Below are 14665 nucleotides of genomic sequence, written 5' to 3' on the forward strand. Positions count from 1 at the left end.
TTACACGTTCACAGCCGTGCGCGGGTCGCCTCCACGAGTCGTACGACCGACTCGTCGGCCACGTCCGCCACGTCGTCGTACGCGAACCAGCGCAGGTCCAGGGACTCGTCGCTTATCGCCTCCTCGGCCCCGGCCGGGGCGAGCGCTGCGTACTGCACATCGAGGTGCCAGGCGCAGGGCGTGTGATGCCGGTCCAGGCGCACCGGGCCGCCAGGCAGCAGTGTCAGCCCTTCGATGCCCGACTCCTCGGTGCCCTCGCGCAGGGCAGCCGCCGCCAGTGTCGCGTCGACGGGCTCGCAGTGGCCGCCCATCTGCAGCCACATGCGCAGCTTCTTGTGGAGGGTCAGCAGCACGCGCCCGTGCGCCGGGTCGACCACCAGGGCGCTCGCCGTGATGTGCCCGTCCTGACAGGCCTTCCACAGTCCGTCGGGGTGTGTTGCGAGGTGGTCCAGGTAGGTCTGGCGCAGCTCTTCCTGCTCCTCGTAGCTCTTCAGTACGAGGACCGCGTCGTCGTGGAGGCTCACTCGGCGCCGTCGCCCTTGTCGTCCTTGGAGTCGTCGTCCTTCTTCAGGTTGGGCTTCTCGGCGGAACCGGAACCGCTCGCCGCCTCGCCGAGCATCTTGTCGATCTCGGAGAAGTCCAGCTGCTCGCGGTGCACGAAGCCGTCCGGGTCGTCCAGGTCGGACGCGGTCGGCAGCATGTCCGGGTGGGCCCACAGGCCGTCGCGGCCGTCGACGCCGCGCGCGTCGGTGAGCGAGGCCCACAGACGCGAGGCGTCCCGCAGCCGGCGCGGGCGCAGCTCCAGTCCGATCAGCGTGGCGAACGTCTGCTCGGCGGGACCGCCCGTGGCGCGGCGGCGGCGCAGGGTCTCACGCAGCGCGTCCGCGGACGACAGGCGCGGCTTGGCGGCCGCGTGCACTACCGCGTCCACCCAGCCCTCGACCAGCGCGAGCGCCGTCTCCAGGCGGGCCAGCGCGGCCTTCTGCTCCGGGGTGTCCTCCGGCTGGAACATGCCCTGCTGGAGCGCCTGCTGCAGCTCCTCGGGGTTCTGCGGGTCGAACTGGCCGACCACGTCCTCCAGCTTGGCCGTGTCGACCTTGATCCCGCGCGCGTAGCCCTCGACCGCGCCGAACAGGTGCGAGCGCAGCCACGGCACGTGTGCGAAGAGGCGCTGGTGGGCGGCCTCGCGCAGAGCCAGGTAGAGCCGCACCTCGTCCTGGGGGACGCTCAGGTCCTTGCCGAACGACTCGATGTTCAGCGGCAGCAGCGCGGCCTTCCCCGCCGGGCTCAGCGGCAGGCCGATGTCGGTCGAGCCGACGACCTCGCCCGCGAGCACGCCGACGGCCTGCCCGATCTGCGTGCCGAACATGGCACCGCCCATGGAGCGCATCATGCCGATGAGCGGTCCCGCCATGGCCTGCATCTCCTCCGGCAGGACGTCGCCCATGGCCGCGCCGACGCGCTCAGCGACCGGGTCGACGAGCTCCTTCCACACCGGAAGGGTCGCCTCGACCCACTCCGCGCGGCTCCAGGCCACGGCGGAGCCGGCGCCGGACGGCAGCGACGTGGCGTCGTCCAGCCACAGGTCGGCCAGGCGCACGGCCTCCTCGACCGCGGAGCGCTCGGAGGGACCGATGCTCGCGTCCTTGGTGCCGTCAGGGGTGCCCTGGGAGACCGTCTGACGGGCGATCTGCTTGGCCATGTCCCAGTTCACCGGTCCGCCCTCGTACGAGAGCATCTGGCCCAGTTGCTGGAACGCGGCGCCCAGGTCATTGGGGTTCATGGAACCGAACATGGCTGCGAGCGGATTGTCGGCTCCGGGACCACCGGCTCCGGGCAGCCCGAAACCGAACGGTCCCTGACCACCGCCGCTCTCCTGGTCCTTCTTCTTGCCCTCGTCGCCGTTCTCCGGCTCCTCCGGCGGAAGGCCGAATCCGAATGGGGTGTCACTCACGGGATTCCTCGGCTGGTAAGGCCGCCGGTTCTTTCCGACGGCGGCTGCCCGACAACACCACCCAGCGTAGACACCACAGCCCGATTGGGCCTCGGTGCTTCGCCGACTCTTGGCCTGCGGCAGGATGGATGCCACCTGGTACGCACGCGTCACGCGCGTCCGTTACTGAAGACAACCGCTGGAGACGCCCGGTGAGTTCCCCAGATCCGCAGGTTCGCGCAGCGCGAAACCACTCAACCAGCCCAGCCCCGCGCGGGCCCGTCGTCGCGGTCACCGGCGCCGCGTCCGGCGTGGGTGCGCTGCTCACCGAGCGGCTCGCCGCCAGCGAGGAGATCAAGCAGGTCATCGCCATCGACGAGCGGCGCGGCGAGTGCGCGGCCGCCCAGTGGCACATCCTGGACGTCCGTGACCCGGCGATCGCCGAGAAGCTGCGCGGGGCGGACGTCGTGGTGCATCTCGCGCTGGACCTCGATCTGGAGACGGACGCGGCGGCTCGGACGGCGTACAACGTCCGGGGGACGCAGACCGTGCTCACGGCCGCTGCCGCGGCCGGGATCCACCGGGTGGTGCTGTGCACGTCCGCGATGGTCTACGGGGCGCTGCCCGACAACGAACTGCCCCTCTCCGAAGACGCCGAATTGCGGGCGACGGCCGAGGCCACGGGTGTCGGCGACCTCCTGGAGATCGAGCGGCTCGCACGGCGGGCGCCGCGGGCGCATCCGGGGCTCAATGTCACCGTCGTGCGGCCCGCCGTGCTCGTCGGTGGCACCGATACCGCTCTGACCAGGTACTTCGAATCACCTCGGCTGCTTGTGGTGGCGGGATCGCGGCCCGCCTGGCAGTTCTGTCACGTCGAGGACCTGTGCAGTGCTCTGGAGTACGCCGTCGTCGAGAAGGTGGAGGGAGAGCTCGCCGTCGGGTGCGACGGATGGCTGGAGCAGGAGGAGGTCGAGGAGCTGAGCGGGATCCGGCGGATGGAACTGCCGTCCGCCGTCGCCCTGGGCGCTGCCGCTCGGCTTCACCGGATCGGGCTCACTCCTTCGCCCGCCGGGGATCTGGCGTACACGATGTATCCCTGGGTGGTGAGCGGGAGCCGGCTGCATGACGCGGGGTGGCGACCGCAGTGGACCAATGAGGAGGTCCTCGCGGAACTGCTGGAGGAGGTCGCCGGGCGGCACACCGTGGCCGGGCGGCGGCTCGGGCGCAAGGACGCGACTGCGGCGGGGGCCGCGGGGGCGACGGTGGCTCTGCTGGGTGCGGCTGCCGTGGTGCGGCGGGCTCGGAAGGCTCGGCGGCGGGTCTGAGGGCGCTTGGGGCCCGGCCAGCGCTTCAGGGCACCGGACCGGGGTGGGCGTCGGCCTGGCGGTTGCCCCCTCCGTCCCCAGCCGTCCCGTACCTGGGGGCTGCCTCCCTCAGCCCCCCCGCTCCGGTCTTGACGGCATCGTCCTCGAACGCCGGACGGGCTGAATGATCTCCTGTAGGAGGCTCCAAAGGCGCACGTGCGTGTGCCGGGTGAAACCTCTATTTCGTGTTGTCAGTGGTGTGGGGCACGATGGGCTCATGGCATCCATGAACGACCATCCCGGTGAGCAGGCGGCGCAGGACGCGATCAAGTTGATCGCCATTCGCGAGACGCCGCTCTCCCTGGACGAGGTCTTCAAGACCGTGGGGGACGACGCCTCCGGCGGGACCGCGCTGTTCGTCGGAACAGTCCGGAATCATGACGGTGGTGCCGACGTCGATGAGCTGGGGTATTCGTGTCACCCCAGCGCAGAGGCGGAGATGCGGCGGGTCGCCGAGAAGGTGGTGGCCGACTATCCGGTGCGGGCGTTGGCCGCCGTGCACCGTATCGGGGACCTGGCCGTGGGTGACCTCGCGGTCGTCGTCGCCGTTTCGTGCCCGCACCGGGGCGAGGCCTTCGAGGCGTGTCGCAAGCTCATCGATGACCTGAAGCACGAAGTGCCCATCTGGAAGCACCAGAAGTTCTCCGACGGTACGGAGGAGTGGGTCGGAGCCGGCTGAGGCGGCTGGTCATTCGACCCGAGGATCCGGCGGGTCTTTCGACCCGAGGTTCCGGCCGGTCATTCGTTCTCAGGATTCGGCCGCTCATTCGGCCTTGAGAGTTATCCAACCTCTCACCTGCCCTCCGGTTGCGTAACCGGGGCCCTGCCGTGAGCGTTAACACTGCGAATGGTTAATCTGCTGATCAGTCAGTTGCGGTCGCTCATGGGGTTGGGAGGTCGACATGGCGGCGCTTGCCTGGTTGCTGATTCCGCTTGTGGCTGCGATCGGCGCCGGACTGTGGGGCAGTTGGGCCGGCCGCAATCGCAGGGCGATGGGAGACGGCGTCGAGCTCGCGGGATATACGCGTTTCCGTGAAGCCATGGAGAGGTCCGACGTCATGGAGAGGTCCGCGGGCGGGGAGAAGTCCGCCTCCGACGCCGTGTGAGCCCGACGCGTTCCGGCCCCGTATCCACGGTGGCGCTCCTGCCTGTGAGCACGGCCCCGTCCGCCCCCGTACGGACGGCCCTGACGGTGCGCTGACAGCACCGTCCCGTACTGTCGTTCCATGCCACGCCGCACCGCGACGATGCTCGCCTCGACTCTGATCCTGATCGCGCTCCTGTGCGCGGGAGTGTTCATCAAAGTGCCGTACTCGGAGATGTCACCGGGTCCCACGGTGAACACACTGGGTGAGCACGACGGCGAGCCGGTGCTGCAGATCTCCGGTCACAAGACCTATCCGAGCACCGGGCATCTGAACATGACCACGGTCCGGGTCACCAGCGCCGACTACAACATGAACCTCGTCGAGGCCGTGTACGGGTGGCTCGCGCATGACAACAAGGTCGTGCCGCACGACACGCTCTACCCCGACGGCAAGACCGAGGAGCAGTCGACGCAGGAGAACGCCGAGGAGTTCAGCCAGTCCCAGGAGAGCGCCAAGGTGGCCGCCCTGAAGGAGCTGAACGTCCCGGTGAAGTCCTGGGTGATCGTCTCCACGGTCCTCAAGGGATCCCCGGCCGAAGGCAGGCTGCACGCCGGAGACGTCATCAAGGCCGTCGACGGTACGACGGTGAAGGCGCCCGACGACGTCGCGAAGCTGGTCACCAAGCACAAGCCGGGCGACAAGGTCGTCTTCACGATCGTGCCCGCCAAGGAGCAGGCCGCCGCCGAGAAGGAGAACAAGACGGCGACCGCGACCAAGAACGTGACGATCACCACGACCAAGTCCGAAGACAGCGGTACGGACCGGGCGATCGTCGGGATCTCGGCCGGGACCGATCACACGTTCCCGTTCGCCATCGACATCAAGCTCGCCGACGTCGGCGGACCGAGCGCGGGCCTGATGTTCGCGCTCGGCATAGTGGACAAGCTCACCCCAGGGAACCTGACCGGCGGCAAGTTCGTGGCCGGCACCGGCACCATCGACGACGACGGCAAGGTCGGCCCGATCGGCGGCATCGAGTTGAAGACGGTGGGCGCGCGCGAGAAGGGCGCTCAGTACTTCCTGACGCCCAAGAACAACTGCGCGGCCGCCGCCAAGGACACCCCCAAGGGGCTCACGCTCGTCAAGGTCAACACCATCGACGATGCGATGAGCGCCCTCAAGGACATCAGCTCCGGCAACACGGCCGACCTGCCGAAGTGCACCACCAAGGGCTGACGGACAGCGGGTTGTACACGGCTGGGGGCGTCCCGGGTTCAGGGGGCGCCCCCAGCCACGTACAGCGAGAGATCAGTCCGCGAACGTCGCCGACAGCGCCTCCGCCAGGCCCGGTACCAGGTCCGACCCCGTGAGCACCTCCGTGGGCGCGTCCTTCTCGCGCAGGCGAAGCGCCGAGTCACGGGTGCCGTCGCGCAGGACGCCGACCGTCATGCGTACCTCCTGACGGTCCGGGTGCTCGGCGACCCACTTCGCGAGCTTCTTCTCGCTGAGGCCCTCCGGGACGGAGGCCTCCGCGGACGGCGGCAGCATCAGCCGCTCCACCGTGAGCGCGCAGCCGACTACGGCGTCCGGCCAGGCGATGGTGCCGAGGAACTCGTCGAGCGGCTTGTCGGCAGGGATCTCGTCCTGCTCGATGGGGGTGAGACCGGTGGTCTCCGGTTCGTCCTGCAGGCCGAGCTGGGCCGCGAGGCCGGGTTCCTGGGCCCGCAGTCGCGCGGTGTCTACGAGGGCGAAGAGGCGAGCGGGCTGGTCCCAGCCGAGGCCTGAGGCGTACTCGTCGATTTCGAGTACGGCTCGGGTGAGCGGGCTCGCTGCCATGGGAGTGTTGGACATGGTCACAATCCTGCCTCGTTAATACCCGGAACCGGGAACCGAGTAAAGCGTGAGTAAGTTGCATAGATGAGGCTCCACGATCACGGAGTCTTACGGACGGTCCACCATCACGGGGACCTGACGGATCAACAGCGACTTCGAGGTGCGCACCTTGGCTTTCCAGATGCCGGACCGCGGCGGAGGCCCGACGGGGCCACGGATCAGAGTGGGCCGACCCTCCCGGCGTGTCCGGACCCTGCTCATGACGCTGGGCGTGCTGGCCGTGCTGGCCATGGCCTTCGTCATGTTCGCGGGGTTCTGGACGGACTGGCTCTGGTACCGGTCGGTTCATTACTCGTCCGTCTTCACGACCACCCTGTGGACCAAGATCGGGCTCTTCTTCGTCTTCGGTCTGCTGATGGCGCTCTCGGTCGGCGTGAACATCTGGCTGGCGCATCGGCTGCGCCCGCCGCTCAGTGCCATGTCGATGGAGCAGCAGAGCCTCGACCGATACCGGATGGGCATCGCGCCCTACAAGACGTGGCTTCTGCTCGGCATCACCTCCCTGGTCGGGCTGATCGCCGGTGCGTCCGCCTCGGGCCAGTGGCGCACCTGGCTGATGTGGGTGAACGGGGTGCCCTTCCACCAGAAGGACCCCCAGTTCCACCTCGACGTCGCCTTCTACGCCTTCGACCTGCCCTGGTACCGCTTCCTGCTCGGCTTCGGCTTCGCGGCAGCTGTGCTCTCGCTGATCGCCGCCGCGCTCACGCACTACCTGTACGGCGGGCTGCGGATCACCAGCCCGGGGGCGCGCGCCACGGGCGCGGCAACCGGGCACCTCTCGGTGCTCCTCGGCATCTTCGTCGCGCTGAAGGCGGTCGCCTACTGGCTCGACCGGTACGGGCTCGCCGTGAAGTCGAGTGACTTCAAGGCGACCGGCAACTGGACGGGCCTGAGGTACGTCGACGCGAACGCGTATCTGCCCGCCAAGACGATCCTGTTCTGCATCGCCGTCATCTGCGCGCTGCTCTTCTTCGCCACTCTGTGGCGGCGCACCTGGCAGCTGCCCGTCATCGGCTTCGGCCTGATGGTGCTCTCGGCGATCCTCATCGGCGGCCTGTACCCGGCGATCGTCCAGAAGTTCCAGGTCCAGCCGAACGAGCAGGCCAAGGAAGCGCCGTACGTCGAGAAGAACCTGAAGGCGACCCGCGAGGCATACGGGATCGACGGCACCAAGGTGACGGACTACCCGGGCACGAGCAACACCAAGGACAAGGCCGCGCTGCGCGACGACGCGAACACCGCCGCGAGCCTGCGTCTGATGGACCCGAACATCGTGTCGCCGACCTTCCAGCAGCTCCAGCAGGTGCGGAACTACTACGGCTTCCCGTCGAACCTGGACGTCGACCGGTACACCAAGGACGGCAAGGCGCAGGACACGGTCATCGGTCTGCGCGAGCTGAACCTCCAGGGCATCCCGAAGAACAACTGGATCAACGACCACTTCCGGTACACCCACGGATACGGCGTCGTCGCGGCCAAGGGCACCACGGCCGACAGCGAGGGCCGCCCGGTCTTCACCGAGTACAACCTGCCGTCCAAGGGCGACCTGGGCACGTATCAGCAGCAGATCTACTACGGCGAGAAGACCACCCAGTACTCGATCGTCGGCGGTCCCCAGAAGGAGATCGACTACTCCGACGACAGCGGCGAGAAGACCACCAGCTACAAGGGCAACAGCGGTGTCAGCCTCTCCAGCCCGATCAACCGGGCCGCGTACGCGGTGGCGTTCGGCGAGCCGCAGATCCTGTACTCCGGTGCGATCGGCGAGGGGTCGCGGATCCTCTACAACCGCACTCCCAAGGAGCGTGTCGAGGCGGTCGCCCCCTGGTTGACCATCGACGGTGACGCCTACCCGGCGGTCGTCGACGGGAAGATCCAATGGATAGTCGACGCGTACACGACCACCAACGGGTATCCGTATGCCTCCCGCACCACGCTCGGCGACACGACGGCGGACTCGCTGACGGCGGCCAACAACCAGCGCGCGGTGGTGGCCCAGCAGAACCAGGTCAACTACATCCGCAACTCGGTTAAGGCGACCGTCGACGCGTACACCGGCGAGGTCAAGCTCTACCAGTGGGACACCAAGGACCCGGTCCTGAAGACCTGGATGAAGGCGTTCCCGAACACGGTGAAGTCCAAGGACTCGATCTCGCCGTCGCTGATGGATCATCTGCGGTACCCGCAGGACCTGTTCAAGGTCCAGCGCGAGCTGCTCACCCGCTACCACGTGAAGGACGCGCAGACGTTCCTCAGCGGCAGTGAGGTGTGGCAGGTCCCGGACGACCCGACCAACAAGTCGGGGCCCGTGCCGCCTTACTACCTCAGCATGAAGTTGCCCGGCGAGACGGCACAGTCGTTCTCGCTGACGACGACGATGACGCCGAACGGCCGTGACAACCTGAGCGCCTTCGTGTCCGTCAACGCCGAAGCGGGCATGCCCGGTTACGGCAAGATCAGCATCCTGAAACTGCCGACGGGCAGAACCGTCGACGGACCCAAACGGGTGCAGAGCCAGTTCAACTCCGAGCCGTCCATCGCCGAGTCCATCAGACTCCTCAAGGGCGGTGACTCGGACATCGAGTACGGCAACCTGCTGACGGTTCCGCTCGACGGAGGACTGCTCTATGTGGAGCCCGTCTACGTACGCGGTGGTGACCTCAAGTACCCACTGCTGCGCAAGGTTCTGGTGACCTACGGAGGCAGCACCGCCTTCGAGGACACGCTCGACAAGGCGCTCAACAAGGTCTTCGGAGCGGAGGGTTCGACCACGCCGCCCTCCGACGACGGGACCACGAAACCGCCCACGTCGAGCAATCCGACGGTCCAAGAGGCGCTCAAGGACGCACAGAAGGCCTTCGATCAGGGCCAGGAAGCCCTGAAGAAGGGTGACTGGCCGGCATATGGCCAGGCGCAGAAGGATCTTGAGGATGCGCTGAAACGGGCGGAGGACGCGCAGACCAAGGCCGACAAGACCAGTGGTGGCAGTGCCGGCGGTTCAAGCAAGAGCAGCGACAAGAGCTCCGGAAGCGGCTGATCAGGAGCCCACCCCGCGCCGTGGTACGGTTGCAACACAACGGCGCGGGGTGGAGCAGCTCGGTAGCTCGCTGGGCTCATAACCCAGAGGTCGCAGGTTCAAATCCTGTCCCCGCTACTGAAGTCGAAGGCCCGGATCCTGATCATGGATCCGGGCCTTCGACGTGTGCCGCGCCACGCCGAGGCGCCCGTGGTGACCTGGCGACTCGCGTGAAGTGCTGCGCCATGCGGGGGGAGTTGGGAAATCTGTGTTTGACTTGTCTCTCTGTGGGCATGTCGACAAAACGCTGAAGTGACCTCACTGGCTGCGGTATACCAGGTGTACCCAGGTTGCAGGTGGTGCGACGATGGACGTTATGGGGGACAAGGCAACTCTGTTGGATACAGGGCGGTTTGCGCAGCCTGCCGACTTTGTGCAGTCTGCGGATGTCACGCAGCCTTCCGACCGGGACGAAACCGGCGAGGCTGTCGAGGAAGCGCGCCAGCGGCTCGCCGCTGAAGCCGGCGACGTCGAGGCGATGAGCGTCCTCGGGGCCATCCTGCTGCGCCGTGGTGATCTCGACGGAGCCGAGCCTCAGCTGCGCGCTGCCACGGCCGCCGGTGACCGCGCCGCCGCCAACAACCTGGGTGTCCTCCTGCACCAGCGCGGTTACGCCGACGAGGCCGCCGGATGGTGGCGGATCGCCGCCGTCGCGGGTTCCGCGGCCGCCGCGCACGCGCTCGGGCGGCACCACCGGGAGCGCGGCGACGAGCCCGCCGCCGAGTACTGGCTGCGCCAGTCGGCGGAGCAGGGGCATGCCCTCGGCGCGTACGCGCTCGCCGATCTGCTGGAACACCGCAGTGACGTCGGCGCCGAGCAGTGGATGCGGGCCGCCGCCGAGCGCGGGCACCGCGAGGCCGCCTACCGCCTGGCGCGGACGCTTGATCGCAAGGCCGCGGACGCAGGCCAGGCCGGAGCTGACAACGGTGTCATCGGTGTCATCGGTGCGGCGGGTGAAGAGGCCGAGCAGTGGTACCGGCAGGCCGCCGCGCGCGGACACCGGCGGGCCGCGCTGCACCTCGGGTCGATTCTGGAGAAACGGGGCGACCTCAAGGAGGCCGGGCGCTGGTATCTGACGTCCGCCAAGGACGGCGAGGCGCGGGCAGCTTGCGCGCTCGGGTTCCTGCTGCGGGACGCGGGGGACACGGAGAGCGCCGCCGTCTGGTGGCTGCGCGCCGCGCAGGACGGGGACGGGAACGCGGCGAACGCCCTGGGCGCGCTGCACGCCGAGCGCGGTGAGACGCAGACCGCCGAGCGCTGGTACCGGGCCGCGATGGACGCGGGCGATGTGAACGGGGCGTACAACCTCGGGCTGCTCTGCGCCGAGCAGGGGCGGACCGCGCAGGCCGAGCAGTGGTACCGACGGGCCGCGTACGCCGGTCATCGCGAGGCCGCGAATGCCTTGGCGATCCTGTTGCTGCAGGTCGGCGATGCGGCCGGGGCCGAGCCCTGGTTCTCCAAGGCCGCCGAGGCCGGGAGCGTGGACGCCGCGTTCAACCTGGGGATTCTGCATGCCGGGCGGGGGACCGAGGACGACGACGCGGCCGCGCTGCGCTGGTACGAGCGGGCTGCCGCCGCCGGGCACACCGAAGCCGCACTCCAGGTCGCCATCGCGAGGCTCCGTGAGGGGGACGAACGGGCCGCTGAACGGCATCTGCGGGGTGCGGCGGGGGGCGGTAGCGCGGAGGCCGCGTACCGGCTTGCCGCCGTGCTCGACGCACGCCGGCCGCCGGCGCCCGCTCATGAGCTGGGTGAGCCCGCTCAGGAGAAGAGCGAGTGCGAGGAGTGGTACGAGCGGGCGGCGTCCCAGGGGCATCGGCGGGCGCAGGTGCGGGTCGGGATGCTGGCCGCCGCGCGGGGCGATGTGGTCGAGGCGGCTCGGTGGTACCGCGAGGCTGCCGAGGCCGGCTCTCGGAACGGGGCGTTCAATCTTGGGCTGCTGCTGGTTCGGGAGGGGAGTGAGCCGGAGGCCGCGTTGTGGTGGACGCGGGCCGCTGACGCGGGGCACGGGCGGGCCGCGCTTCGGCTGGCGCTCGTCTACGCGCGGCGAGGGGAGCTTGCCGAGGGGCAGCGGTGGGCCGACCGTGCCGTTTCTCTTGGGCCGGCGGAGGTGTCCGAGCGGGCGGCTCGGTTGCGGGATGCGCTGCGGGAGGAGTTGTCTGCGTGACGGTTGGGCCGGGGGGTGTGGTGGGGCTGGTGTCCATGCCGATTCGCTCCCTCCGCCTGTGCCCGTCTCGTCCCCTGGGGTTTCGCTCCCTCCGCCTGTGCCCGTCCCGTCCCCTGGGGTTTCGCTCCCTCCGCCTGTGCCCGTCCCGTCCCCTGGGGTTTCGCCGTCTCCGCCTGTGCCCGTCCCGTCCCCTGGGGTTTCGCCCCCTCCGGCCCTGCTTCGGATTGACGGCCCAGTCCTCACAAGGCCGGACGGGCTGAAGCACGATCGCCGGCCGGAGCTGAAAGGCTGCCCCCTGGCGCGCTCGATCAAGGGATTTGCGCTGGTCCACACAGTTGACGTACTGTTCAGTTCATCGACGCGGGGTGGAGCAGCTCGGTAGCTCGCTGGGCTCATAACCCAGAGGTCGCAGGTTCAAATCCTGTCCCCGCTACTGAAGGCCGAGGGCCGGAATCCGACAGGGTTCCGGCCCTCGGTGTGTTCATGAGCGGTGGCGCACAGGCGCCGCTGTGGACGGTGAACAGCAGAAAGCCCCGGCACGCAGCGCCTGCCGGGGCTTTCGTGCAAACAGCGGGTCTCAGCCTGCCGCGCAGTTCGGGCAGACGCCGCGGTACGTCACCTCGACGTCCGAGACCGTGAAGCCGAAGCGCTCCGAGGCCGGGAGGTCGGCGAGCGGGTTGCCGGTCGGGTGGACGTCGCGGATGGCGCCGCACTGGGCGCAGACCAGGTGGTGGTGCGGACGGTGCGCGTTCGGGTCGTACCGCTTGGCGCGCTTGTCCGTGGCGACTTCCAGCACCTCGCCGAGTGAGACCAGCTCACCCAACGTGTTGTAGACGGTCGCCCGGGAGATCTCGGGCAGCTTGGCGACGGCACGCGCATGTACCTCGTCGGCCGTCAGGTGGACGTGATCGCCGTCGAGGACCTCGGCCACGACACGTCGCTGCGCGGTCATTCGCCATCCGCGTCCGCGCAGCCGTTCCAACAGGTCACTCATATGGACAGCCTAACAGCAAGGGGACCAGATCCCGAACGGGTGTGACTTTGGAGTCGTACTTGACTTAGACAATGTCTATTGTAGGATCGAGACCGGCATTGGCCAAGGGACAGGAATGGCTGGAATGACGCAGGAGGCGCACGTGACGCAGGGACCGCTTACGACGGAGGCCGGCGCGCCGGTGGCCGACAACCAGAACAGCGAGACCGCGGGCGTCGGCGGGCCCGTCCTCGTTCAGGACCAGCTGTTGCTGGAGAAGCTCGCGCACTTCAACCGTGAGCGCATCCCGGAGCGTGTCGTGCACGCCCGTGGCGCCGGCGCCTATGGCACCTTCACGGTCACCGCCGATGTCACCCAGTACACGCGCGCCAAGTTCCTCTCCGAGGTCGGCAAGCAGACCGAGACGTTCCTGCGCTTCTCGACCGTGGCCGGCAACCTCGGTGCCGCGGACGCGGTCCGTGACCCCCGTGGCTGGGCGCTGAAGTTCTACACCGAAGAGGGCAACTACGACCTCGTCGGCAACAACACCCCGGTGTTCTTCATCAAGGACGCCATCAAGTTCCCCGACTTCATCCACACCCAGAAGCGTGACCCGTACACGGGCTCGCAGGAGGCGGACAACGTCTGGGACTTCTGGGGTCTGTCGCCCGAGTCCACCCACCAGGTGACCTGGCTGTTCGGCGATCGCGGCATCCCGGCCTCGTACCGCCACATGAACGGCTACGGCTCGCACACCTTCCAGTGGAACAACGAGGCCGGCGAGGCCTTCTGGGTCAAGTACCACTTCAAGACCGACCAGGGCATCAAGAACCTCACCCAGGCCGAGGCCAACAAGCTCGCCGGTGAGGACCCCGACTCGCACCAGCGCGACCTGCGTGAGGCCATCGAGCGCGGCGAGTTCCCGTCCTGGACCGTGCAGGTGCAGATCATGCCGGCGTCGGATGCGGCGACGTACCGCTTCAACCCGTTCGACCTGACCAAGGTGTGGCCGCACGAGGACTACCCGCCGATCGAGATCGGCAAGCTGGAGCTCAACCGCAACCCGGAGAACATCTTCGCCGAGGTCGAGCAGTCGATCTTCAGCCCCGCGCACTTCGTGCCGGGTATCGGTCCCTCCCCGGACAAGATGCTCCAGGGCCGCCTCTTCGCCTACGGCGACGCGCACCGCTACCGCGTCGGCATCAACGCCGACCACCTGCCGGTGAACCGCCCGCACGCCACTCAGGCGCGCACCAACTCCCGTGACGGCTTCCTGTACGACGGACGCCACAAGGGTGCGAAGAACTACGAGCCGAACAGCTTCGGCGGCCCGTTCCAGACGGATCGTCCGCTGTGGCAGCCGATCCCGATCACCGGCGTGACCGGCGACACCGCGGCTCCGGTCCACGCCGAGGACGACGACTTCGTGCAGGCGGGCAACCTCTACCGCCTGATGTCCGAGGACGAGAAGGGCCGTCTGGTCGAGAATCTGGCGGGCTTCATCGCCAAGGTCTCCCGTGACGACATCGCCGAGCGCGCGATCGACAACTTCCGCCGGGCGGACGGCGACTTCGGCAAGCGGCTGGAAGCCGCGGTCCAGGCCCTGCGCGGCTGACGACCAGTACTGGAACGCTTGTCGTGGGTGGCGGGCCGGAATCCTTCGGGATTCCGGCCCGCTCGCATGCTCAGGCCGGTACGTGCTGTCGTGTCGGTGCCCAGCAGCGGATGATGTCGCGGACCGAGACGATGCCGACCGGGCCGGTCGAGTCGAGCACGATCAGGTGACGGAAGCCGCCGTGGGACATCGCGGTCGCGGCCTCCTCCAGGGTCCAGGCGGGTGCGGCGAAGACGACGTCGGTGGTGGTGTGGGTGCCTGCGGTCTCCGTGTCCGGGTTCTGACCGAGGGCGAGGGAGTTGAGGATGTCGCGCTCGGTGAGGATGCCGAGGCCGGACGAGTCCTCGTCGAGGACTACGGCCGCGCCGACGTGGCGTGCGGACATCAGTCGGGCCGCCTGACGGAGGGTATGTGCCGGGCCGATGGTCAGAACCACCGTGCTCATGGCGTCGCGGACGAGCATGGGCTGGAGCCACCTCCTTGGTGAAGCGCCAAGAGAAGCGATTCACAAGTTCACAAGTGGGGGGACTCTCAGAGTCGCAGTTAAAGGGAGGGT

At 68.4% G+C, this 14665-nt stretch carries 12 protein-coding genes and 2 tRNA genes; 9 read left to right on the forward strand and 5 right to left on the reverse strand.

Annotation, left to right across the window (positions count from 1 at the left end):
- Nucleotides 1-8: 8 nt before the first annotated feature.
- On the reverse strand, nt 9-524 hold the full coding sequence (locus ACIBK0_RS31720) for an NUDIX hydrolase (RefSeq protein WP_399087457.1): 516 nt from the start codon (nt 522-524) through the stop codon (nt 9-11).
- The gene (locus ACIBK0_RS31725) at nt 521-1954 is read right to left on the reverse strand and encodes a zinc-dependent metalloprotease (RefSeq protein ID WP_399087459.1); all 1434 of its coding nucleotides are present in this window, start codon (nt 1952-1954) and stop codon (nt 521-523) included. The genes ACIBK0_RS31720 and ACIBK0_RS31725 overlap by 4 nt, the downstream gene beginning before the upstream one ends.
- A 191-nt stretch (nt 1955-2145) precedes the next feature.
- Between ACIBK0_RS31725 and ACIBK0_RS31730 the strand changes: the two genes are divergently transcribed.
- The 4 genes from ACIBK0_RS31730 (at nt 2146) to ACIBK0_RS31745 (ending at nt 5621) form a co-directional block, all read left to right on the forward strand.
- Entirely contained in the window at nt 2146-3258 is a 1113-nt protein-coding gene (locus ACIBK0_RS31730) for an SDR family oxidoreductase (protein ID WP_399087461.1), read from the forward strand.
- A gap of 256 nt (nt 3259-3514) precedes the next feature.
- Entirely contained in the window at nt 3515-3976 is a 462-nt protein-coding gene (locus tag ACIBK0_RS31735) for a molybdenum cofactor biosynthesis protein MoaE (RefSeq protein ID WP_399087463.1), read from the forward strand.
- Nucleotides 3977-4199: 223 nt separating this feature from the next.
- On the forward strand, nt 4200-4403 hold the full coding sequence (locus tag ACIBK0_RS31740; protein ID WP_399087465.1) for a hypothetical protein: 204 nt from the start codon (nt 4200-4202) through the stop codon (nt 4401-4403).
- A gap of 120 nt (nt 4404-4523) precedes the next feature.
- A complete protein-coding gene (locus tag ACIBK0_RS31745; RefSeq protein ID WP_399087467.1) occupies nt 4524-5621 on the forward strand; it encodes a PDZ domain-containing protein in 1098 nt (365 codons plus the stop codon).
- 72 nt (nt 5622-5693) lie between these two features.
- Here ACIBK0_RS31745 and ACIBK0_RS31750 read toward each other — a convergent pair whose 3' ends face one another.
- A complete protein-coding gene (locus ACIBK0_RS31750) occupies nt 5694-6236 on the reverse strand; it encodes a PPA1309 family protein (RefSeq protein ID WP_399087469.1) in 543 nt (180 codons plus the stop codon).
- A gap of 163 nt (nt 6237-6399) precedes the next feature.
- Between ACIBK0_RS31750 and ACIBK0_RS31755 the strand changes: the two genes are divergently transcribed.
- From ACIBK0_RS31755 to ACIBK0_RS31770, 4 genes are all read left to right on the forward strand, one after another.
- On the forward strand, nt 6400-9315 hold the full coding sequence (locus tag ACIBK0_RS31755; protein WP_399087508.1) for a UPF0182 family protein: 2916 nt from the start codon (nt 6400-6402) through the stop codon (nt 9313-9315).
- Nucleotides 9316-9358: 43 nt separating this feature from the next.
- Nucleotides 9359-9432 (forward strand) — tRNA-Met (locus ACIBK0_RS31760).
- A 229-nt stretch (nt 9433-9661) separates the two neighbouring features.
- On the forward strand, nt 9662-11521 hold the full coding sequence (locus ACIBK0_RS31765) for a sel1 repeat family protein (protein ID WP_399087471.1): 1860 nt from the start codon (nt 9662-9664) through the stop codon (nt 11519-11521).
- 359 nt (nt 11522-11880) lie between these two features.
- A tRNA-Met gene (locus ACIBK0_RS31770) sits at nt 11881-11954 on the forward strand.
- Between the two features lie 144 nt (nt 11955-12098).
- Here ACIBK0_RS31770 and ACIBK0_RS31775 read toward each other — a convergent pair.
- Entirely contained in the window at nt 12099-12515 is a 417-nt protein-coding gene (locus ACIBK0_RS31775; protein ID WP_189189362.1) for a Fur family transcriptional regulator, read from the reverse strand.
- A 124-nt stretch (nt 12516-12639) separates the two neighbouring features.
- Between ACIBK0_RS31775 and ACIBK0_RS31780 the strand changes: the two genes are divergently transcribed.
- Nucleotides 12640-14109: a catalase gene (locus tag ACIBK0_RS31780; protein ID WP_399087473.1), complete on the forward strand. Its 1470-nt coding sequence runs from the start codon at nt 12640-12642 to the stop codon at nt 14107-14109.
- Between the two features lie 70 nt (nt 14110-14179).
- On the opposite strand, the gene ACIBK0_RS31785 is transcribed toward ACIBK0_RS31780, so the two are convergent.
- Nucleotides 14180-14572: a cyclic nucleotide-binding/CBS domain-containing protein gene (locus tag ACIBK0_RS31785; protein ID WP_399087475.1), complete on the reverse strand. Its 393-nt coding sequence runs from the start codon at nt 14570-14572 to the stop codon at nt 14180-14182.
- Nucleotides 14573-14665: the final 93 nt, after the last annotated feature.

Origin of the sequence: Streptomyces sp. NPDC050564 (genome assembly GCF_044457265.1) — a bacterium.
GTDB lineage: Bacteria > Actinomycetota > Actinomycetes > Streptomycetales > Streptomycetaceae > Streptomyces.

Bases quoted from the DNA above. Each gene is read 5' to 3' on its own strand.
- ACIBK0_RS31745 (WP_399087467.1), top strand. From the start codon at position 4,524: ATGCCACGCCGCACCGCGACGATGCTCGCCTCGACTCTGATCCTGATC.
- ACIBK0_RS31750 (WP_399087469.1), bottom strand. From the start codon at position 6,236: ATGTCCAACACTCCCATGGCAGCGAGCCCGCTCACCCGAGCCGTACTC.
- ACIBK0_RS31735 (WP_399087463.1), top strand. From the start codon at position 3,515: ATGGCATCCATGAACGACCATCCCGGTGAGCAGGCGGCGCAGGACGCG.
- ACIBK0_RS31740 (WP_399087465.1), top strand. From the start codon at position 4,200: ATGGCGGCGCTTGCCTGGTTGCTGATTCCGCTTGTGGCTGCGATCGGC.
- ACIBK0_RS31775 (WP_189189362.1), bottom strand. From the start codon at position 12,515: ATGAGTGACCTGTTGGAACGGCTGCGCGGACGCGGATGGCGAATGACC.
- ACIBK0_RS31780 (WP_399087473.1), top strand. From the start codon at position 12,640: ATGACGCAGGAGGCGCACGTGACGCAGGGACCGCTTACGACGGAGGCC.
- ACIBK0_RS31765 (WP_399087471.1), top strand. From the start codon at position 9,662: ATGGACGTTATGGGGGACAAGGCAACTCTGTTGGATACAGGGCGGTTT.
- ACIBK0_RS31785 (WP_399087475.1), bottom strand. From the start codon at position 14,572: ATGCTCGTCCGCGACGCCATGAGCACGGTGGTTCTGACCATCGGCCCG.
- ACIBK0_RS31755 (WP_399087508.1), top strand. From the start codon at position 6,400: ATGCCGGACCGCGGCGGAGGCCCGACGGGGCCACGGATCAGAGTGGGC.